Raw genomic sequence first — 22,234 nt, 5'->3', positions numbered from 1 at the left:
GAGGCAAAGATAAGGTTAATTGTGAGAAACGTTTAATTGGTTAATCGATTGTCAAATACAATTAACCAGTTTTTACAGTTAACCGATTAACCAAAATAACCCTATCTTTGCAAAGCATGAATCCACAAATCACTCCTTATTCTGGCACCGAAAGCAAAAAAGAACAGGTAGCTAGCATGTTCAACAATATCTCGGGCACTTACGATTTTCTTAACCACTTTTTATCTTTAGGAATTGATATCATTTGGCGTAAGAAAGCCATTAAAGAGCTTTTGTCTGCTAAACCTCAAAAAATATTAGATGTGGCTACTAAGTACTGGCGATTTTGCATTCGAATCAATTAAAATATTAAAACCGCAACAAATTATTGGGGTAGATATTTCTGAAGGAATGTTGGACGTAGCTAGAAAGAAGATAGCCGAAAGGAAGCTGGGCGAAGTGTTTTCTGTTAGGTTAGGCGATTCGGAGGGTTTGCACTTTGATAACGATACTTTCGATGCGATAACAGTAGCTTTTGGTGTACGTAATTACGAAAACTTAGAAAAAGGCTTGGCCGACATGTTTAGGGTACTTAAACCGGGAGGTAAAGTAGTGATTTTAGAATTTTCTAAACCTAAGGTTTTTCCTGTAAAGCAGTTGTATCATTTCTACTTTAAATATGCAACGCCATTTTTTGGCGGTTTGTTTTCAAAAGATAAAAAAGCTTATGCCTATTTAGAAGAGTCGGTACAGGCATTTCCTGATGGTAAAAACTTCACAGCACTGATGGAAAAAGTTGGCTACCAAAATACCAAACATCGTTCTCTAACGTTTGGTATTAGTGCCATTTATACCGGTGTTAAATGAAAAAACAGCTACTAGTCCTCTTATTTTCTGTACTTACTTTAAATGCCAATGCCCAAAATTGGGGCGGTGGTATTGATGAGCAGGATTTCAATTGGGGGTTTAGCTTTCAATATATCGCATCAGAGTTTAAGCTCACTAAATCGCCTAATTGGCAAGATATTTTCTTAGATTACGAACAGAACAATAGGCCAATCACCGATAAATTAAACGCCATAAGTTCTCCCGTTTCTGCTGGTTTTGGTATTGGTTTCGTAATGAACTACAAACTAACCAAGCATTTTGACTTGCGTAGTACACCTACATTAGTTTTTACCGATAGGTTGGTAAATTACCAATACGCCTTGCCCTCAGTTAATGTTCCTTCTGATTTTACAGATGGAAAATGGCAGCAAAAAGTATCGGCAACCATGGTAGATTTACCTTTGGGCATTAAGTTTAAATCCGAAAGAAGAAAAGATTTTAGAGCTTACTTACTGTTAGGCGCTAAATATTCTATGGACTTGGCATCAGGGAAAAAAGTGAACGATGCGGATAAAGCGTTGATATACAAATTTCTAAAAAACAAAAAAAACTTTGCTTCCTATGAGGCTGCCATAGGTTTCGATTTGTATTTCGAATACTTCAAAATGTCTCCAGAATTAAAGGTTAGCCATTCTTTTGGCGATATCTTGAGGCACGAAAACCATCCGTTTGCTACACCTATTGATAAAGCCATTTTAAGAAATTTTACTTTCAGTTTGTTTTTCGAGTAATTGGCTTCTAAGAAAAAGCATAACTTTGTGCCAAACGAAATATTTATAAAATGGCCAAAATCGCATTAATTACAGGATCTACTTCTGGCATTGGAGCCGCTTGTGCAGCTACGTTTGCCGCACAAGGATATGATTTAATTTTAATAGCCAGAAGAAGAATCTGTTAACCACCCAAACTCAAGAACTTACTGCCAAATACGGCGTTCAAATTAAAAAAATACAAGCTGATGTTAGAGATAAGGAGAACATCAACTATGTATTAGAAACTTTGCCCACAGAGTGGAAAAATGTAGCTGTTTTGGTTAACAATGCAGGGTTGAGCCAAGGTTTAGATCCAATAGATAAAGGCGATACCGATGATTGGGACAGAATGATTGACACCAACGTTAAGGGCTTGCTTTACGTTACCAAGATCGTTTCTAGCTGGATGGTAGAAAGAAAGCAAGGTCATATCATCAATATCGGTTCTATTGCTGGTAAAGAAGTATATCCTAACGGGAATGTATATTGTGCCTCCAAACATGCGGTAGATGCATTAAACAAAGGAATGCGTATTGATCTTTTGCCTCACGGCATTAAAGTAACGGCAATAAATCCGGGTATGGTAGAAACAGAATTTTCTATTGTGCGTTTTAAAGGAGATGAAAATAGGGCTAAAAAAGTTTACGATGGACTAGAGCCTTTAATGGCACAAGACATTGCAGATGCAATTTGGTACGTGGTAAGTAGGCCTGCACATGTAAACATTAGCGATATGCTAATTATGCCCACCGCACAAGCTACAGGAACTATTGTAAAAAGAGATTAATTTAAAGTTACAAGTTATGGGTTTCTAGTTTGGATGTATAACCCACAACACGTAACTGATAACACATAACACATTATGATATCAACAACCATAGATCAAGAAATTAAACAAGCCATGTTGGCTAAAGACCAAGTTAAACTACGAGGACTTAGGGCTATTAAAGCCGCAATTTTGTTGGCAAAAACAGAAAAAGGTCATGCAGAAGAAATAAATGAAGAAGCTGAAATAAAAATTTTACAGAAACTGGTTAAGCAACGTAAAGAGTCGGCAGATATTTATAAAACTCAGGGTAGGGAAGATCTTTATCAGGTAGAACAAGAAGAAATAGATGTAATTGCTCAGTTTTTACCTAAGCAAATGGAAAGATCAGAGATCGAAGCTGTTATAGCTAAAATTATTGCTAAAACTGGCGCTAGCTCTATCAAAGAGATGGGTAAAGTAATGGGCTTGGCTAACAAAGAACTAGCAGGTAAAGCCGAAGGAAAATTGATTGGAGAAATTGTAAAAAGCTTGTTAGCTTAGTATTAAATAGAGTGTAAAGGATAAAAATGTAATTTTATTTCACATTAATTACATTTACTCTATTAACTTAGTGGCATATACCAAACCACCATGGTTAACAAATCGGGGCGGAATAATTGATGATGGCAGCTTTACCACCATCGAAAAAAAAATATATAGGTAAAAAATATACACAATCATATTTATGAAATAGCCGTGTTTCCGAAAATACAAACGAAGATAAAAAGGCTATTATATATTACAATAAAACCGAGCTCGCGAGTTCATTGATACAATTTTAAAAATATCAAATAATCAATAAAACATCATTATCCATATATGAATTACGAAGTAGTTGAACAGGAGGGGTTTAAATTTATAGAGGTTGGCCAGGGCGAACCTTTAGTGTTGCTTCATGGTTTGATGGGAGAATTGAGTAACTGGGAACAAACAGTAGAAAAATTTAAACATAAATACCGTGTGTTGGTACCTATTTTGCCTATTTACGAACTTCCTATATTAACATTAGGAGTAAAAAGCCTGTCAAAATACCTGCATCGTTTTCTAAAATTTAAAAAACTAAGCCAGGTAGTTTTAATAGGAAACTCACTTGGCGGGCACGTTGGCTTAGTATTTACCGTGGCACATCAAGAGTTTGTGAAAGCATTGGTACTTACCAAGCTCTGGTCTGTATGAAAATGCTTTTGGAGGCTCTTTCCCTAAAAGAGAGAACTACGATTTTATTAAAGAGAAAGTAGAATTTACGTTTTACAGCCCAGCAACTGCCACTAAAGAATTGGTAGACGAAGTATTTAAAACGGTTAACGATCGTTCTAGGGTAATTCGTATTTTGGCATTGGCCAAATCTGCCATAAGGCACAACATGGCTAAAGAACTAAAGAAAATAACTATTCCGGTGTCGTTAATTTGGGGCAAACAAGATAAAGTTACGCCACCAGATGTAGCTAAAGAATTTTATGAATTACTGCCAAATTCTGAGCTAAACTGGGTAGATGAATGCGGCCATGCACCTATGATGGAGCAGCCAGAAGTATTTAATAACTATTTAGAAAAGTTTTTGGACAGAATTTTGCTTAAATAATAAATTGGCATAAAAGATTTAAGATATTGCCAATAAAAAAAATAGATAATGATTGCAGGAGAACTCATAACGAACAATATTCCACCTCTTCGTACGTCAGATACGGTTAGGAAGGCTTTGGATCGTATGAACGAGTTCAAGCTATATCACCTGCCTATTGTAAACGAAGTGCAGTACCTCGGTTTAGTCTCCGAAGAAGAATTAATGGCGGCTAAGGATACAGACACAGCCATTGGTGCATTACCGCTAAGTTTGCTCAGTTCTTTTGCTTTCGAGAATGCACACATTTACGAAGTTATCCGTTTATTTAGCGAGCTTCAGTTGTCTGTTGTGCCAGTTTTAGATCAGCAAAAAAATTACCTTGGGGTGGTTTATATCAATCATTTATTAAATTTTACTGCCAATCTTTATGCGGTAAGCGAACCTGGCGGTATCATTGTGCTTTCTATCAGTAATCGAAACAATTCGTTGGCGCACATGTCGCAAGTTGTAGAAGCAGAAAATGCGCAAATATTATCTTCTTATGTAAATTCTTTTCCAGATTCTACTAGGTTAGAAGTTACCTTAAAAATTAACAAAACAGATCTTTCTGCCATTATAGCTTCTTTTGAACGCTACGATTATGAAGTTAAAGCTGTTTTTAACAATAGCAGTCATGATGACGGTTCTATGGATAGATTCAATTCGTTCATGAACTATTTAAACGTTTAATTCCTAATACGAAAACCATCAAGATTTCATAAAGAATTTAGCTGTAAGATAATTATGATGCTTTCGTCATCAAAAAAATAAGTCAAAACAAACGGATGAAAATAGCCCTTTACGGTAGAGATTTTAATGATAATGTACTGCCTTTTGTACAAGAAGTATTTGATGCTTTGGCAGCTAACCAGATTGAAGTAACGGTTTATCAAAAGTTTTTTGATTTTGTAAAGGACAAATTAACCTTGCCACCAAATATTGCTACTTTTTTAGGATATAACGATTTGCTCGGCAAAACTGATATCTTGTTAAGTTTGGGCGGCGATGGAACTTTGCTAGACACGCTATCTTTGGTAAGAGATTCGCAGGTTCCGGTGATAGGTATCAACTTTGGGCGTTTAGGCTTTTTGGCCAGTATCAATAAAGCAGAAATAAACGATGCCATAAAAGCATTGGTAAGTGGGGCTTATTCTATAGATCAGCGAAGCTTGCTCAGTATCGAATCTAAAAGCGGCCTATTTGGCGATGAAAACTTTGCCTTAAACGATATTACCATACACAGAAGAGATGATTCTGCCATGATGATTATTCATGCTTACATGAATGGCGAATTTGTAAACTCCTATTGGGCCGATGGGCTTATTATTGCCACACCAACGGGTTCCACGGCCTATTCGTTGAGCTGCGGAGGTCCAATTATTTTGCCAAGTGCACAAAATTTTGTGATTACACCCGTAGCGCCACATAATTTAAATGTAAGGCCAATTATAGTGCCCGATGATGTAACGCTTACTTTTGAGGTTGAAGCCCGTAGCACCAAATTTTTGCTTACCTGCGATTCGAGGACAGAAACTGTAGATCGTAGCGTGAAAATAACTATCAGTAAAGCAACATTTAACATAAATCTTATCCGCCTTAACAATGAAACGTTTCTAACTACGTTAAGGAATAAATTGCTTTGGGGCATAGATACCCGTAATTATTAGGATGTTTTATAAAAAGACGTTATTAGCCATTGTTTTAAGCGCTATTTTTGTAGGTAAATCTGTTGCCCAAGTATGGGAGGTAGGTTTGCAGGCAGGCGGTGCGGGTTATATGGGCGATTTAAACCCTACCAATCCCTTAAAAATTAGTGGCCTTTCCTTTGGTGGTTTCGTTAAAGCTAACTTTGATCCCAACTGGGCGCTGTCTTTTAATTATACTAACGGTAAAATTAAAGCAAACGATGCACAATCTACCAGCGAGCAGTTTAGGCAAAGAAATTTGAGCTTTTCTAACAAGCTAAACGAATTTAGTCTTTTGGTAGATTTTAACTTTTTCGATTATTTTTCGGGAGGTGGCTATTCAAGGTTTTCTCCTTATTTATATACTGGTGTCGGGGTGGTGTTGTTTAATCCTAAAACTAAATACCAGGGAAGTGAATACGAACTTCCTTTATATCAAACCGAAGGTGCAAAATATAAAACTGCCGCTTTAAGCGTGCCTTTTGGCTTCGGTATCAAGTATAATTTCAAAAATAATTGGACCGTAATGAGCAATATAGGCTATAGAAATGCCTATACAGATTATTTAGACGATGTAAGTGGCAACTATATTGATCCAGCACTTTATTCTAACGACCCAGATATACGCCCTATGCAGATTATGTTAAGCGACCGTTCTGGCGAAATTAATGGCAATTATATTGGGGCAAGAGATGTGCAAAGAGGAGATTTTAGAAAAAGAGATACTTATATGTTTGTAGGTATTGGCATAACTTATACCTTTGTGAGCCAAAAGTGTTTTTAACTTTTGACGGCCTCAGCAAAATAAATGGATTTTAAAGATCAAATAGATATTAAGCGTTTGCCAGAACATATTGCCATTATTATGGATGGTAATGGACGTTGGGCAAAAAATCAAGGGAAATTTAGGGTTTTTGGCCACGAGAGCGGCGTGCTTTCTGTAAAAGATATTGTAGAGGGCTGCGTAGAAATTGGAATAAAGTACCTAACGGTTTATGCTTTCTCTACCGAAAACTGGAACAGACCGGTAGAAGAAGTAAATGCTTTAATGGAATTGCTCATTTCAACCATTAACCAAGAAGCAGAAACCCTTAACAAAAATAACATTAAGCTAAATGCCATAGGCGATTTAAAATCTCTTCCGCAAAAATGTATTGAAGACCTAGCAGATGCTATGCACAAAACCAAGGACAACGTAAAATGTACCTTAACCTTGGCGCTAAGCTATAGTGCAAAGTGGGAAATTGTAGAAGCTGCGAGAAAATTAGCCACCCAAGTGCAAGAAGGAAAAATTAGTGTAGAACAAATTGATGAGCAGTTGTTTGCAAATCAGCTAACTACCGTAAATATCCCCGATCCTGAGCTAATGATACGTACCAGCGGAGAGCATCGTATCAGTAATTACCTATTGTGGCAAATGGCTTATACCGAATTATATTTTACCGAAACACTATGGCCCGATTTCAGAAGAGAGCATCTTTTTGAGGCCATTGTAGATTACCAAAAACGCGAACGTCGCTTTGGGAAAATTAGTGAGCAATTGAACTAATTTTTCTTTTAACACTTTTTAACATGAGTTTAAATTAACTTAGCAACGTTTTTTAGATTGTAAATGAGAAGAATATACCAACTAGTATTTCTGCTTTTGATCGGTTTTCCGTCATTAGCTCAAATTCGTAACCAACCAACACAAGCAACTCCTTCCTTAAAAGTAAATGGACTAAATTTAGACTATTTCACACCAAAAGAATACATTATTGGAGGTACCACTTTAACTGGCGCAAAATATCTTGATAAGGATGTAATTGTTGTGCTTTCTAAGTTAACCCAAGGCGAAACAATTATGCTGCCTGGAGAAGGTACTGCTAATGCCATTAAAAACTTATGGGCCCAAGGCTTATTTGATGATATCAAGCTAAACGTTTCTAAAATAAATGGAGATACGGTGTATTTTGATATTGAAGTAGTAGAGCTTCCTCGCCTAAGTGGTTTTGAGTTTACTGGTATCAGTAAATCACAAAAAACCGATATCCTAGAAAAACTAGGAGACAGACCTGGGAAATCTATCATTAATGATAACTTGTACAATACTACGAGGTCTATCATCACAAAATATTTATACGAAAAAGGATTTTTCTACACCAAAATCAATTACACTTCTAAACCCGATCCAAATCAGGAAAACAGCGTAATTCTTCAAGTTAACATAGACAGAGGCCGAAGGGTAAAAGTGCAAAAGATTGATTTTACAGGTAACAAAGAATTTAGCGCTGCTAAACTTAGAAAATACCTTAAAAAAACTAAGCAACGTGCCTTTTATAAAGTTTTTGGTAGTGGTAAATTCAACAAAGAGAAATACGAAGAAGATAAATTGGCTTTTGTAGCTAAGCTGCACGAGAAAGGCTATCGCGATGCCGCAATTATTAGCGATAGTGTTTATAAATACAATGATAAAACCGTTAGCATTAAAATTAACATGTACGAAGGGCCGAAATACTATTTCGGGAAAATTACGTGGGTGGGTAATGCTAAATACAATACTGAGTTTTTAGAGAAAGTTTTCGGTATCGAAAAAGGCGAAGTATTTAGTGAAGAAAAACTAGAGAAAAAATTAAGAGGTAGCGCTAATGGCGACGATGTTTCTAGTATTTACTTAAACGATGGTTACCTTACCTTTAATGTAGACCCAGTACAAACTAAAATTTATAATGACACCGTTGACGTAGAGATGCGTATTTACGAAGGTCCAAAGTATACCATTAATAAAGTAAGTGTTTTAGGAAACACCATTACCAACGATAGGGTGGTGTTAAGAGAAATCCGTACAAAACCAGGAGATTTTTTCTCAAAAGAACAACTCATCAGAAGTGTTCGGGAAATTGGACAGTTGGGTAACTTCGATGAGTCTAAAACTAACCCCGTACCAAAACCTAATCCGGCAGATGGTACTGTAGATATTGTTTACAATGTAGAAGAAAAACCATCAGACCAGATTGAGCTTTCTGGAGGTTTTGGCGGTGGCCGTGTGATTGGTACCTTAGGTTTAACCTTTAATAACTTCTCGTTAAGAAACTTATTTAAAGGCGAAGCGTACAGACCCTTGCCTAAAGGAGATGGGCAACGTTTAAGCTTGCGTGGGCAAACCAATGGTAAGTTCTACCAATCTTACAGTTTTTCGTTTTCTGAGCCTTGGTTTGGTGGTAAAAAGCCCGTTAGTTTTGGCGTTAGTGCATTTACTTCACTACAATCTAACGGTTTAGCTAAAAGCAATGCCAATTACTATGGCATCCGTTTAAATGGTGTGTCGTTCAGTTTAGGTAGAAGGTTAAAATGGCCAGATAACTGGTTCTCGTTAACGCACTCTATTAACCTAAACCAGTACATCTTAAATAACTATCCGGGCTTCCTTTTCAGTACAGGAGAGTCTTATAACTTAAACTTTACCCAAGAAATTTCAAGAGATTCTAGAAATCACAATATTTTCCCAACGGGTGGTGCGTATTTAAGGTTTACCGTACAAGCAACCCCGCCTTATTCTTTATTTAACAAGGTAAATTATAACACAGCATCTGATAAAGATCGCTACAGATTTACAGAATATCACAAGTGGAAATTTGAATCGCAGTGGTTCGAAACCGTAGTTGGCAAGTTGGTATTTAAAGGACAAGCGCAGTTTGGTTTCTTAGGCTCTTACAATAGTGCCGTTGGTCAATCAGCATTTGAGCGCTTTAAATTAGGTGGCGATGGTATGCAAGGCTTCGACTTTTTACAAGGTTCTGAGATCATAGCAATGCGTGGTTACTCAAATAACTCGGTAATTCCGGTAGGTGCCAATCCAAACATTGCACAAAGTTCTGGTAGCCCTATCTTTACCAAATATGTAATGGAATTAAGATATCCAGTAATTAGCTCGCAACAAGCAACCGCTTTTATGACCGTATTTGGCGAGGCTGGTAATACTTGGGACAGGTTCCGCGACTTTAATCCATTTAACGTGAGAAGGTCTGTTGGTGTTGGTGCAAAAATATTTTTACCGATATTTGGATTACTTGGCATAGATTATGGTTATGGATTTGATAACATCCCAGGAGTGCCAGATGCTAATAAAGGACAGTTCCACTTCAGCATTGCGCAACAAATGGGAGGTTTTAACTAATCACACACAATTAAAAGCTTGTTTAAAGCGTTAAGCAAACGTTCAATTATGAGAAAGATATTTTTAGCTAGTTTTTTACTCCTTATGGCCTTAGGAGTATCGGCACAGAAAATGGCCTACGTAGATACAGAATACATTTTGAAACACGTTCCAGACTATAAATCGTCGTTAACTCAAATAGAAGGGCTATCTAAACAGTACCAGAAAGAAGTAGACGAAGTATTTAAAGAAGTAGATGCCATGTATAAGGCTTATCAAGCAGATCAGGTATTATTAACTGATGATATGCGTAGACGTAGAGAAAATGATATCATCGAAAAAGAGAAGAAAGCCAAAGAATTACAACGTCAAAAGTTTGGTCCAGAGGGAGATTTGTTTCAAACCCGCACCAAATTATTGAAGCCTATTCAAGAAAAAGTTTCTTCTACCATTGCAGAAGTTGCAAAAAACAAATACATTGACTTCGTATTTGATAAAAGCAGCGAAAGCACCATGATGATTTATGCTAGCGCCAACTATGACATCAGTAACGATGTAATTATTAGATTAGGCTTTAAGCCAGGTACTTTGGTAAAATAACAAAACATTACACATTACAAAAAATGAAACTATCCAAGTTTAGCGGGGGTGGTTTTATTTACTTAAAACGAGCTTAAAAGCTTATTGAAGCCTTAAAAACAAAAACGATTATCAACAAAAACAAATTATATTATAAATGAAAAAGTTAATTAAAGGATTATTTGTAGCTGCAGGATTACTTTTAACTACGCAAGTTGTAAGTGCACAACAAAAATTTGGTCACTTAAATTCAGATGAGATTTTCTCTACTTGGTCGGAAGCTAAAACTGTTTCTAGTACGATAGAGAACTTGGCAAAAACAAAACAAGCAGAAATTGATAAAATGATCACTGAGTATCAAAACAAATTAAAAGCTGCTCAAGACAAAGAAAGAACATTAAGCGAAGCAAATAAAGATGTTGTTGTTAAAGAATTGCAAGTTGCTCAAACAGAGTTAACAGATTTACAAAAAAGAATTGAAGATGCTCGTAACAAAGCAAGAACAGATGTTGAAGCTAAGCAAGCTGAGGTTTTTCCTCCGTTGCAACAAAAAGTAGCTACAGCTATCAATGCAATTTCAAAAGAAAAAGGTTTGTCTTACGTTTTTGATATTTCTGCATCTCAAGGTTTTAACAATTTAGTTTATTTTGATGGTGGCGAAGATATTACTGCTGCTGTAAAAACTAAATTAGGTATTGCAGCAACTGCTAAACCAGCTACAACTCCGGCTAAAAAACCATAATCTTATTTAAAAATTAAAAAGCGGAATTAGGTAAGCTTAATTCCGCTTTTTTATGCTCAAGAATGTTTAAAATGGGCTAAATAATCTTTACATTAACATTCAAAACCTTTCAATAAAATGATATGCAAGGCAATAACGCTATAGGTATATTCGATTCTGGCTTTGGGGGCTTAACCGTTTTTAAAGCCATTGCCGAAAAATTGCCCAATTATAACTACATCTATTTAGGAGACAATGCTCGGTCGCCATACGGAGACCACTCTTTCGATACCGTTTATAGATACACCCTAGAGTGTGTAGAGTGGCTTTTTGAGCAGGGATGCCCATTGGTTATTTTAGCCTGTAATACGGCTTCTGCAAAGGCTTTGCGTAATATACAGCAATTAGATTTACCCAAAAAATATCCCAACCGTAGGGTTTTGGGCGTAATTAGACCCACCGCAGAGGTTGTTGGAGAAATGAGCAAAACCAAAGCTATTGGTGTGTTAGGCACAAGAGGAACAATACGCTCAGAATCTTATCTAATAGAAATCAATAAGTTTTTCCCCGATGTGGAAGTTTATCAACAAAGTTGCCCAATGTGGGTGCCTTTAGTAGAAAATAATGAACATGAGTATCCCGGAGCAGATTATTTTGTTAAAAAGTATATTGATGAACTTATGCAGCAATCGCCAAATATTGATACGATTTTACTAGCTTGTACCCATTATCCTTTAATTTTACCTAAAATTAAACAGTTTTTGCCTCAAGAAATTACTTTGGTTGCCCAAGGAGATATTGTAGCAAGTAGCTTAGCAGATTATCTGGATAGACATCAAGATATAGAAAAAGCGTTAGCAAAAGAGGCAAAGCAAACATTTTATACGTCTGGAGATACCGATATATTTAATGCTCAGGCATCTGTATTTCTTGGTAAAAAGTTAAATTCAAAGCCCATGGGCAGTAACTGATTGGCATGGTATGGTCTGTTTTTATAATTTAGGTTTGTCTTTAAAATGTTAAAATTACATTCCTATAATTGCTAAAAAGCTAATTAGCAGGGTATTCTTTAGGTTATAATAATTTTACGATAAAACTTACATTTTCTGTTAGGTTGTGGTTAATTAAAGCGGTAAATTTGCGGCTCAATCACAATCAATGAGCGAACAGATCAAACACGAATGCGGGATAGCCTTTATCCGATTGTTAAAACCTCTCTCATACTACCAAGAAAAATACGGTACTGCACTTTACGGCCTTAACAAATTGTATTTGTTAATGGAAAAGCAGCACAATCGCGGTCAGGATGGAGCTGGTATTGCCACCATTAAATTGGACATGAAACCTGGTAGCCGATACATTAGTCGCTACCGCTCAATGGCTCAAAATGCTGTTGCAGATATTTTCGGTTACGTGCAAAGCAAATTTGTTGGTATACAAGAAGAAACTCCAGAACTAATGAAAGACACGGAGTTCTTAAAACAAAATGTGAGTTTTATTGGAGAGGTGTTGTTAGGGCACCTTCGCTACGGTACACATGGTAAAAACAGTATCGAAAATTGCCACCCATTTTTACGCCAAAACAACTGGATGACCAGAAACTTGGTAATTGCCGGTAACTTTAACATGACTAACGTAGATGAGTTGTTAGAGCAATTATACGAGCTGGGGCAGCACCCTAAAGAAAAAGCGGATACCGTAACTGTACTGGAAAAAATTGGTCATTTTTTAGATGATGAAAATCAAACTTTGTTTGATGAATATAAAAAAGAGGGGTTAACTAACGTAGAAATTACCCACAAAATATCTGAAGGCTTAAACGTTGCAAATATCCTAAGAAGATCTGCAAAAAGCTGGGATGGTGGTTACACTATGTCTGGCATAGTTGGGAACGGCGATGCTTTTGTGATGAGAGACCCAGCAGGTATTCGTCCGGCATTTTACTATATGGATGATGAGGTGGTGGTTGCCGCTTCTGAGCGACCAGCAATTCAAACGGCCTTTAAAGTGCAAATCAAGAATGTAAAGGAAATTAAGCCAGGACATGCATTGATTATCAAAAAAGATGGTACAGTTACCGAAGAAATGTTTCGTGAGCCATTAGAGAAAAAAGCATGTTCGTTTGAGCGTATTTATTTCTCAAGAGGAAGTGATGCAGACATTTATAAAGAACGTAAAAAATTAGGCGAGCTACTGTGTCCGCAGGTGCTTAAAACGGTAAACTACGATCTTAAAAATACTGTTTTCTCGTTTATCCCGAACACGGCAGAGGTTTCTTTCTACGGAATGGTAGATGGCCTACATAAATACATTACCGATTATCAAAAGGAAACTTTACTTAAACGTAAGGAGGTTTTAGATGATACCGCTTTAGATGAGCTGTTGTCTATGCGTCCAAGAGTAGAGAAATTGGCTATCAAAGATGTAAAGTTACGTACCTTTATTACTGCCGATGCAGATAGGGGCGAAATGGTGGCTCATGTGTACGATACTACTTACGGGGTAATTAAAAACCATACAGATACTTTGGTAGCTGTTGATGATTCTATTGTGAGAGGTACTACCTTGAAGCAAAGTATCATCAAGATTATTGATAGGTTGCATCCTAAAAAAATCATTATTGTTTCTTCTGCTCCGCAAATTAGATATCCAGATTGCTACGGTATCGATATGTCTAAAATGGGACAGTTTGTAGCTTTTGATGCCGCTATTCAGTTGTTAAAAGAAAGAGGTCAAGAGCATATCATTGAAGAGGTTTACCAGAAATGTAAAGCTTCTTTGGAGTTGCCGAAAGAGGAAATCGTTAACCATGTGAAAGATATCTACAAGCCTTTCACTCCTCAAGAAATTTCAGATCAGATTGCGAAGATCATTACCCCGGCAGATACGGTGGCAGAAGTTGAGGTAATTTATCAAACTTTAGAAAGTCTTCATGAGGCTTGTCCAAATCACTTGGGCGATTGGTATTTTTCAGGAGATTATCCAACACCGGGTGGTAACAAAGTGGTAAATAAAGCCTTTGTAAACTGGAAAGAGGGTAACAACCAAAGAGCATACTAACGGGGCAGGGTTTAAAAACCTACTTCGCTTTGCATATAAAGGAGAACTTAACAACGGTTCTCCTTTTTTCTTTTACGAGAACGATTTGTTGGTTATTTGTTTGGTAACCTGAGTTCGATTTTTAACCTATTAAAGTGAGTTCGATTAATATTTATATCCCTACAACACCCCGGTCTTCGACCACTCCTCTGAAAGAGGGGAATGTAGGTCGCAATTCCCCTCCTTTGGAGGGGTGCCTGAAAGGTGGGGTGGTTACAAATCGTTATAGCGTGTTTAAATACCACCCAATCACACTTTAACAATCGAACTCAGATTATTAATCAGAATTAAAACTGATGCTGAACTAAATTAAATTTAGCATGAAGAACTGCCGATTTTCCGTTACCCTAAACCACGTAGCAAATTTATTTAAGGGTTGGTTAGCGAAGATTAAGCCCCATAATTCACGTTATTTATTTCTAAAATAAACGAAAGATAAAGCAATATAAAGCAATAAGATTATCGGGATAGCTACAAATTGCTGCCAAGCGAATAACACAACAGATAAAATCATGAATACAAACTTGATTTTATTTTCGCTCCATCTTAAATTGCTGAATTTGAGTGAGAAGATTTTGATTTCGCTTACCAGTAAATAACTGCATACTATAGAAATTACGGCTAAAACCATCCAATTTCCAATTACTTGTGGGTGGTAATCGGCTACATAAGGTAACGATACAATAAAAAGTGTATTCATCGGGGTATTTAACCCAATAAAATCTACGGTTTGGCGGGTATCGTTATTAAATTTAGCTAGCCTTAACGCCGAAAATAAGGTAATGATAAAGGCAAAATACGCAAAATAGGGATGAGGTAAATCGCTAGCTTTAAATAGATGGAACATGATTGCTCCAGGTAAAAAACCAAAGCTCACTACATCAGCCAATGAATCTAAATCTTTACCAATGCTATTTTTTATTTTCAATGCTCTGGCAGCCATCCCATCAAAAAAATCAAATATTCCAGATAAGATTACAAAGTAGGCTGCAGATTTTAAATCGCCATTAAAACAAAATACAATACCTATACAACCAGAAAATAAATTGGCGCAGGTTAAAGCATTAGGGAGGTTTAGCATTTGAGTGTTACGTTATAGGTATTACGTTATACGTTTTTTATTGCAAGCCAAACTTACAACTTATAACGTATAACGTAAAACTTTTACTATCCGTTCATTCCCAAGAGGAATTCTTCGTTGCTCTTAGTGCCTTTAATTTGGGCTTGTACCAATTCCATAGCTTCTTGAGAGTTCATATCTGCCAAGTGGTTACGTAACACCCAGATACGCTGTAGGTTCTCTCTATCCAATAATAGATCATCTCTACGTGTACTCGAAGCCGTAATATCAATTGCTGGGAAGATACGTTTGTTAGCCAATTTACGGTCTAATTGTAGTTCCATGTTACCTGTACCTTTAAATTCTTCGAAGATAACCTCGTCCATTTTAGAGCCTGTTTCTGTTAACGCAGTAGCTAAAATAGTTAAAGAGCCACCTTTTTCTATGTTACGAGCAGCACCGAAGAAACGCTTAGGTTTGTGTAAAGCATTAGCATCAACACCACCAGATAAGATTTTACCCGAAGCTGGAGCGGTAGTGTTATAAGCTCTTGCTAAACGAGTAATCGAATCTAATAAGATCACTACGTCGTGGCCACATTCTACCAAACGTTTAGATTTTTCTAAAACGATGTTAGCGATTTTTACGTGACGCTCGGCAGGCTCATCAAAAGTGGATGAAACTACTTCTGCTCTTACGCTACGAGCCATATCTGTAACCTCTTCCGGACGTTCATCAATTAACAATATAATTAAATAAACTTCTGGATGATTTTTAGCAATTGCATTGGCAACTTCTTTTAATAAATTGGTTTTACCTGTTTTAGGTTGCGCAACAATTAAACCACGCTGACCTTTGCCAATTGGGGTAAAAAGGTCCATGATACGGGTAGAATAATTGGTGCTATCAGTAAATAAGTTTAATTTTTCTGTAGGAAAAAGCGGCGTCAAATAATCAAAAGGAACGCGGTCACGCACATCAGCCGGAATACGGCCATTAATGCTAATTACCTTTACCAAAGGAAAATATTTTTCGCCTTCTTTTGGCGGACGGATGCTTCCATTAACGGTATCTCCAGTTTTTAAACCAAACAATTTGATTTGTGATTGAGATACATAAATATCATCCGGAGAAGATAAATAATTGTAATCTGCCGAGCGCAAAAAGCCATAACCATCAGGCATAATCTCTAACACACCTTCGTTGGTAATGGTATTATCAAAATCTAAGTTAGAATAACTTGTTTCGTTTTGCTTGTGGTTACCATTGTTATTTTGGTTTTGGTTTTGGTTTTTTTGCTGGCGATTGTCGTCTTTTTGAGGCTTTTCTTCTCTTTGAGGTTTTTCGCTTCTGGCAATTTTCTCCTCCTTAACAGGTTTATCCTCAACTACAATAACTTCTGTGTCGTTACTGTTGTTTTTGCCTTTTGGAGTACGGTCTTTTTTATTTTTCTGATTTTGGATTTTATCTGCAATGCTTTCTTGTTTAGAAAGGTCTTGGCCGGTAACCAAGGCAATAGCTTCAAAATCTGGCGAAGGAATTTCTATCTTGTCAGATTCATCAAAAAGTGTAGGCCTTTGTGTTTTTTCTTCTGCAACTGGTGCAGTATCTTTAACAATGCGTGTTCTTTTTCTGGCAGGTTTTTCATTAGAAGGAGCCTCAGTTACCACGTTTGGAGTAACGGCCACTTCTGCAGTTTCAGTTTGTTTTTGAAGAATTTGTTCGATCAAATCGTTTTTGCGTAAATCGCCAACATTATCAACACCATTCGCTTTTGCTAACTCACGCAATTCGGCAGTTAGCTTTTCAGTTAGTTCTGTTTTACTAAACATTTATATTTTGTCGAGAATTTTATTTTAAGAGTTTAACCAAATAATACAACCAAAAAAGGGCTTAAAAGATTTAAAAGAATTTTCTTGCTTAAGATATTTTCGGGAGGTATTCAGATAAACGTTCTGAGAATTATGGCACAATTGTAGGCAATTGAATTTTAATCTGCAAGAGATTTTGAAAAAAAGTTTAAACATCTCTCCTAATAACCGTTAATAGAGCTGTTTTTTACGCTTTTAGGTAGGTTAAAAATAAGCGTCACATTTTTATCGGTAACTTTATTCCGGCTCCAAAGTAATCCTTTTGTGGCTTTATACTGTAGCCAATAATTATATTTTAATAATCAGCAATTAAAAAATCTTTGTGGTTCTTTGGTTCTTTGTGGTTTTAATCCTCATCTTTGCACATCTTTAAATCTCATCGTAAATGAACAAGCAGCAGCTTTTTGAACAAATTCAGCGTAAAAAATCATTCTTATGTGTAGGTCTAGATCCGGTTATGGATAAGTTGCCCAAACATCTATTAAAGTACAATGATCCAATTCTAGAATTTAACAAACAGCTAATTGATGCTACCCATGATTTATGCGTAGCCTATAAACCTAATACGGCATTTTACGAAACCCGTGGCGTTAAAGGTTGGAACACGCTGGTAAAAACTTGGGAACATTTCCCAAAAGATGTTTTTACCATTGCCGATGCCAAGCGTGGCGATATTGGTAACACATCGGCCATGTATGCAGAAGCTTTTTTTAAAGAAGAAAGTTCTGGTATGAGTTTCGATTCGGTTACCGTAGCACCTTATATGGGTAAAGATTCGGTTACACCGTTTTTAACTTATCAAGATAAATGGGTAATCCTTTTAGCCTTAACTTCAAATGCCGGAAGCCAAGATTTTCAAGCTAAGCAAAGCGACAATCAAAAGCTATACGAACAGGTAATTAGCACTTCGCAGCAATGGAGTGATAGCAGCCAAATGATGTATGTAGTAGGTGCAACTAAGCCAGAGGAGTTTCAAAATATCCGCCGTTTGGCGCCAGATCACTTTTTATTGGTGCCTGGTGTTGGCGCACAGGGTGGTAGCTTAAGCGCTGTTTGCGAATATGGCTTAAATAGCGAGTGCGGTTTGTTAGTCAACTCGGCCCGTAGTATCATTTACGCAAGTAGTGGCGAAGATTTTGCCGAAAAAGCAAGAGAAGAAGCATTGGCTTTACAGCAAGAAATGGAGCAGATTTTAAAGGCTGCCAATTTGATATGAGCCAAAAGAAAGATGTGAAATTAATTGTAGCGTTGTTTGCCATCGCTATAGTTTGGGGTACAACTTATTTGGGTATTCGTATTGCGGTACATACTATACCCGCTTGGTTTGTAGCAGGTTTTCGCCAGGTAGTTGCCTCTTCTATATTGTTAGCTATTTTACTTTACAAAGGAGAATTTAAGTGGATTGGCTGGAAAAGTTTTGGACGACAAATTCTGGTGGCCAGCTTAATGATTATCGTAGCCAATGGCATGACCACCGTAGCCGAAGAAAGTATTCCCAGTGGATTAACCTCACTGCTAACAGCGCTATCGCCAATTGTGGTGTTTTTGGGAAGCTTAATATTTGGTCTACAAAAGCCAAGTTTAAAAGGGTTTATTGGCGTTATTATTGGCTTTAGTGGCGTAGCCTTTATTTTTAGAGATGGTATTGGCGATATATTAGACCCCAACTACAAAACTGGTATTATTTATTTGGCTATTGCTATTTTAGGATGGGCAGCAGGAACCATCTATACCAAAAAATACACACATAAAAGCAGCAATATTTTTCTAGATCTGTTTTATCAATTTGCTTATGCTGCAGTAGCTCAGCTCATTATTGCTTTGTTCGTTTCTCCTACTACAGAATTTACGCAGTGGAGTTGGCAAAGTATAGCCGCCGTAGTTTATTTAGGGGTTTTTGGATCGGTAGTTGGTTTCTTTTGCTATAACTATGCGCTTAAAAAAGTAAGTGCTACCGAGGTATCTATTTTATCTTACTTTAATACCATTATTGCCATATTTTTAGGCTGGCTAATTCTTAACGAAACAGTTACTTACGATTTATTAATTGCTACAGTGCTGATTATATTGGGTGTTTTTATTACGAATTATAAAAAGAAGGAAGTAAAATAAGATTGAGATAGGCTTGCGAAATATTTAAAAATTCGCAAGTATTAAGGATGCAACTCCTTTTGGTTTTAAAAAGCGGATTAATGCATTTTTATTGCTAATTTCAAGTATGCGTTTTCCAGAAGAATTTCTACATTTTGTATGGCAATTTAGGCTTTACGATACGCAGCAGCTACACACTGTTGATGGAAAGCCATTGAAGGTTTTAAATTGTGGTTTTCCAAACAAACATGCAGGACCAGATTTTACCAGTGCGAAAATTATTATTGGCGAAACTACTTGGGTAGGGCAGGTAGAAGTTCATTTGAAAGCTTCGGATTGGAAAGCGCACCAACACCAAAACGATGATGCTTATGATAACGTTGTTTTACATGTAGTTTGGGAGCACGATACAGAGATTGCCATGAAAGATGGCACCATCTTGCCTACGTTAGTTTTACAGGAGAAAGTGCCAGCGCATCTGTTCAATAATTATCAAAACCTTATTAATGCAGTAAATGCTTTTCCTTGCGAAAACCAATTGAAAGAAATAGATGGCTTTGTGGTAAATGGTTTTCTCTCGAGGGTTTTGGTAGAGCGTTTAGCCCAAAAATCTGAAGAAGTTTTTGAACGGCTAGAGCAGCTTAACGGTAATTGGGACGAAACTTTTTATCATTTTATGGCCAAAAACTTTGGTTTTAAAGTAAATGCCTTACCTATGCAATTGCTTGCGCAAAGTTTGCCACAAACGTTATTTGCCAAGCACAAAGACCAATCCTTACAAATCGAAGCTTTGATTTTTGGCCAAGCAGGTTTTTTAAACCAAAGTTTCGAAGATGATTATCCCAATCAATTGAAAACAGAATATGCATTTTTAAAACAGAAATACAAATTAGTGCCCATTGATATTTCTTTGTGGAAATTTTTGAGGATGCGTCCACAGAATTTTCCTACGTTAAGATTGGCACAGTTCGCGGCTTTAATTTTGAAATCAAGCCATTTGTTTTCAAAAGTGTTAGAAGTGAAAAACGTTAAAGAATTACATTTACTATTTGAGCAGTTGCCAGTGAACGATTTTTGGTTAAGACATTATCATTTCAATAAAGAAGCAGAAAAAGTAAGTGTGCAGTTGGGCAAATCTTCTATCGATAACTTATTGATTAATACCGTAAGTTTATTTTTGTTTGCTTATGGTAAGTACACAGGGCAGGCCAACTACCAAACTAGGGCATTTTATTTGTTAGAAAGTATTGCTGCAGAAAATAATAGTATCATTTCTCAATATGTGAAAGCTGGTATTATGTTAGAGAATGCATACCAAACGCAAGCTTTACTGCAATTGCGTAAAAGCTATTGTAATGAAAAGAAATGTTTAAATTGCGGTATCGGATTGAAGATTTTGAAAAAAACTTGAAGCTAAGCGGATTGAGTAGCACTTGGATTTTTAATCATAAATACTTGAAGATATCAAAATATTGAACCTTTCGTTAAATATTAACTGAAAATTAATATTTATGTTCTTAACTATTAAATTTGTAAATTAGGTCTAAAATCAACGTAGCATGTTTCAACGTATAGTTACTTTTTTTGAACAACGTAGTTTTGGAGTATCTGCTTATTTGGCCAACAAATTAGATATGAGCACTAATAAAGTTCGTTTGTTCTTTATCTACTCCTCGTTTTTGGCCGTAGGTTTTCCAATACTGTTTTACATCTTAGCCGCCGTGGTGTTAGATATTAGAACTTATATGAAGCGTGTGAGATCTAAAGTTTGGGAATAGACCGAATTACGATTTTAGATTTACGAGTTACGATTTGCCGTATTTAACTTTTAAAGTCTAATTCCAGTTTTTTACTTTATACTTTTGCCTTTTCACTTTTTCAATCATCGTCTCTCAATATCTCTGCAATTTCTGCAAAACCTTTCTCAGCAGCTAAATCGGCAGGTAGTTTTCCTCCTTCCATCCTTAAAGTTACCTCAGCGCCATGTTCTAGCAATAAGATAATCATTTCTATGTTGCCCAACTGTGCTGCGCTATGTAAAGGCGCAACGCCAGATTTCTGACAAACATTTGGATAGGCACCGGCGTCTAAAAGTATTTTCGCAATATTGTAGTTGTTGTTGGCTACCGCAGAGTGTATCGGGAAAACATTGAAGCCATTTTTGCTAGGCAGGTTTACATCAGCGCCTTTCAAAACTAGAAAGCGAGCAATTTCTTCGTGACCAAAATAGCAAGCCAAACCTAATGGTGTAAAACCATCGGCAGAATATTCGTTTACGGCTCTAGGTTCTTTGAAAACTAACAAGGTAACATCATCGAATTTGCCAATGGCGCAAGCGTCGAAAATGCTCAATTCGGACATAAATTCTGCAATTGCATTGGCAATATCCATCTTTTTATAATAGCAGGCCAACAGCATTGGCGAAATTTGATGTGAAGTGACCTGTGTAGCTAATTGCGGTTTTTGCGACAACAAAGCCACTATTTCATCTAACTGATTATTCTCTATGAGCGTTTCTAGCTGCGTGATATCCATTTTCTTAATTAGGTTTCGCTAATAGGTTAAATTAACGAAATTAAATTAACATTTAGAAAACACCTTTTAAATGAGTTTAGCCACAGATACACAAATCTCTTTTAATTGATACGCCATAAATTTAATACTAAATGCCAATCTGAGCGCCTCAATATACTAAAACAATAAGTTAAGGAACCCGATGCAATAAACTGATAGCTTCTATTAGTAGAATACTAAAACCAAAATCTGTGCATCTGTGGTTCTCAACATAAAAAAATCCCGCACAGCTGTTACTCCGCAGGATTTAAACTAAAATAAAAAACCTAGGCAATAAATTAATTGCTTTGTAGTTTCAGACTGTAACAGGTGTAAAAGGTTTAAACTAAATAGTGATAGCTAAATGCTTCGCTTATTAGAAGAATATAAACAGTTTCTTATATTTGTTC

At 36.5% G+C, this 22,234-nt stretch carries 18 protein-coding genes and 3 pseudogenes; 18 read left to right on the top strand and 3 right to left on the bottom strand.

The window, feature by feature from the left end; translation table 11 throughout:
- The first annotated feature begins 116 nt into the window (after positions 1-116).
- The 14 genes and pseudogenes from ubiE to OVA16_RS19630 all read left to right on the top strand — a co-directional run bounded on the left by ubiE (position 117) and on the right by OVA16_RS19630 (position 14,210).
- Positions 117-846: pseudogene (ubiE, locus tag OVA16_RS19695) on the top strand (bifunctional demethylmenaquinone methyltransferase/2-methoxy-6-polyprenyl-1,4-benzoquinol methylase UbiE).
- Positions 843-1,598, top strand: coding sequence for an outer membrane beta-barrel protein (locus OVA16_RS19690; RefSeq protein ID WP_267762728.1), 756 nt, complete (start codon positions 843-845; stop codon positions 1,596-1,598). Before ubiE ends, OVA16_RS19690 begins: the two are co-directional and overlap by 4 nt.
- A 50-nt stretch (positions 1,599-1,648) precedes the next feature.
- Positions 1,649-2,406 (top strand): annotated as a pseudogene (locus OVA16_RS19685) (SDR family NAD(P)-dependent oxidoreductase).
- Positions 2,407-2,481: 75 nt separating this feature from the next.
- Positions 2,482-2,928, top strand: a complete 447-nt coding sequence (locus tag OVA16_RS19680) for a GatB/YqeY domain-containing protein (RefSeq protein ID WP_267762726.1) — start codon at positions 2,482-2,484, stop codon at positions 2,926-2,928.
- A gap of 318 nt (positions 2,929-3,246) precedes the next feature.
- A pseudogene (locus OVA16_RS19675) lies at positions 3,247-4,009 on the top strand (alpha/beta fold hydrolase).
- A 48-nt stretch (positions 4,010-4,057) separates the two neighbouring features.
- Positions 4,058-4,720, top strand: coding sequence for a CBS domain-containing protein (locus OVA16_RS19670; protein WP_267762724.1), 663 nt, complete (start codon positions 4,058-4,060; stop codon positions 4,718-4,720).
- A 95-nt stretch (positions 4,721-4,815) separates the two neighbouring features.
- Complete coding sequence (locus OVA16_RS19665; RefSeq protein WP_267762723.1) at positions 4,816-5,697, top strand: NAD kinase; 882 nt, start codon at positions 4,816-4,818, stop codon at positions 5,695-5,697.
- Between the two features lies 1 nt (position 5,698).
- Positions 5,699-6,499: a DUF6089 family protein gene (locus tag OVA16_RS19660; RefSeq protein WP_267762721.1), complete on the top strand. Its 801-nt coding sequence runs from the start codon at positions 5,699-5,701 to the stop codon at positions 6,497-6,499.
- A gap of 24 nt (positions 6,500-6,523) precedes the next feature.
- The gene (locus OVA16_RS19655) at positions 6,524-7,264 is read left to right on the top strand and encodes an isoprenyl transferase (RefSeq protein ID WP_267762720.1); all 741 of its coding nucleotides are present in this window, start codon (positions 6,524-6,526) and stop codon (positions 7,262-7,264) included.
- Positions 7,265-7,327: 63 nt separating this feature from the next.
- Positions 7,328-9,871 (top strand): outer membrane protein assembly factor BamA, encoded by a 2,544-nt coding sequence (gene bamA / locus OVA16_RS19650; RefSeq protein WP_267762719.1) that lies wholly within the window; start codon positions 7,328-7,330, stop codon positions 9,869-9,871.
- A gap of 48 nt (positions 9,872-9,919) precedes the next feature.
- Positions 9,920-10,450 (top strand): OmpH family outer membrane protein, encoded by a 531-nt coding sequence (locus OVA16_RS19645; protein WP_267762718.1) that lies wholly within the window; start codon positions 9,920-9,922, stop codon positions 10,448-10,450.
- A 136-nt stretch (positions 10,451-10,586) separates the two neighbouring features.
- Positions 10,587-11,171, top strand: a complete 585-nt coding sequence (locus OVA16_RS19640) for an OmpH family outer membrane protein (protein WP_138730058.1) — start codon at positions 10,587-10,589, stop codon at positions 11,169-11,171.
- Positions 11,172-11,293: 122 nt separating this feature from the next.
- Positions 11,294-12,121, top strand: coding sequence for a glutamate racemase (gene murI / locus OVA16_RS19635; protein WP_267762715.1), 828 nt, complete (start codon positions 11,294-11,296; stop codon positions 12,119-12,121).
- A 187-nt stretch (positions 12,122-12,308) separates the two neighbouring features.
- Positions 12,309-14,210, top strand: coding sequence for a class II glutamine amidotransferase (locus OVA16_RS19630; RefSeq protein ID WP_267762713.1), 1,902 nt, complete (start codon positions 12,309-12,311; stop codon positions 14,208-14,210).
- 448 nt (positions 14,211-14,658) lie between these two features.
- Here OVA16_RS19630 and pssA read toward each other — a convergent pair whose 3' ends face one another.
- Entirely contained in the window at positions 14,659-15,330 is a 672-nt protein-coding gene (pssA, locus tag OVA16_RS19625; protein ID WP_267762712.1) for a CDP-diacylglycerol--serine O-phosphatidyltransferase, read from the bottom strand.
- An 86-nt stretch (positions 15,331-15,416) separates the two neighbouring features.
- Positions 15,417-17,141, bottom strand: coding sequence for a transcription termination factor Rho (gene rho, locus OVA16_RS19620; protein WP_267762711.1), 1,725 nt, complete (start codon positions 17,139-17,141; stop codon positions 15,417-15,419).
- A gap of 424 nt (positions 17,142-17,565) precedes the next feature.
- Between rho and pyrF the strand changes: the two genes are divergently transcribed.
- From pyrF to OVA16_RS19600, 4 genes are all read left to right on the top strand, one after another.
- Positions 17,566-18,396, top strand: coding sequence for an orotidine-5'-phosphate decarboxylase (gene pyrF / locus OVA16_RS19615; RefSeq protein ID WP_267762710.1), 831 nt, complete (start codon positions 17,566-17,568; stop codon positions 18,394-18,396).
- Positions 18,393-19,292 (top strand): DMT family transporter, encoded by a 900-nt coding sequence (locus tag OVA16_RS19610; protein WP_267762709.1) that lies wholly within the window; start codon positions 18,393-18,395, stop codon positions 19,290-19,292. The genes pyrF and OVA16_RS19610 overlap by 4 nt, the downstream gene beginning before the upstream one ends.
- A gap of 106 nt (positions 19,293-19,398) precedes the next feature.
- A complete protein-coding gene (locus OVA16_RS19605; protein WP_267762707.1) occupies positions 19,399-20,682 on the top strand; it encodes a DUF2851 family protein in 1,284 nt (427 codons plus the stop codon).
- 148 nt (positions 20,683-20,830) lie between these two features.
- Positions 20,831-21,049 carry a PspC domain-containing protein gene (locus OVA16_RS19600; protein WP_267762705.1) on the top strand — a complete coding sequence of 73 codons (219 nt, stop codon included), beginning with the start codon at positions 20,831-20,833 and terminating at the stop codon, positions 21,047-21,049.
- A gap of 100 nt (positions 21,050-21,149) precedes the next feature.
- Here the strand turns inward: OVA16_RS19600 and OVA16_RS19595 are convergent, their stop codons facing one another.
- On the bottom strand, positions 21,150-21,806 hold the full coding sequence (locus tag OVA16_RS19595) for an ankyrin repeat domain-containing protein (protein ID WP_267762703.1): 657 nt from the start codon (positions 21,804-21,806) through the stop codon (positions 21,150-21,152).
- Positions 21,807-22,234 lie beyond the last annotated feature (428 nt).

Origin of the sequence: Pedobacter sp. SL55, from assembly GCF_026625705.1 — a bacterium.
Lineage (GTDB): Bacteria > Bacteroidota > Bacteroidia > Sphingobacteriales > Sphingobacteriaceae > Pedobacter.
Note: the sequence above shows the minus strand (reverse complement) of the source record. Positions and strands in the feature narration are given on the sequence as shown.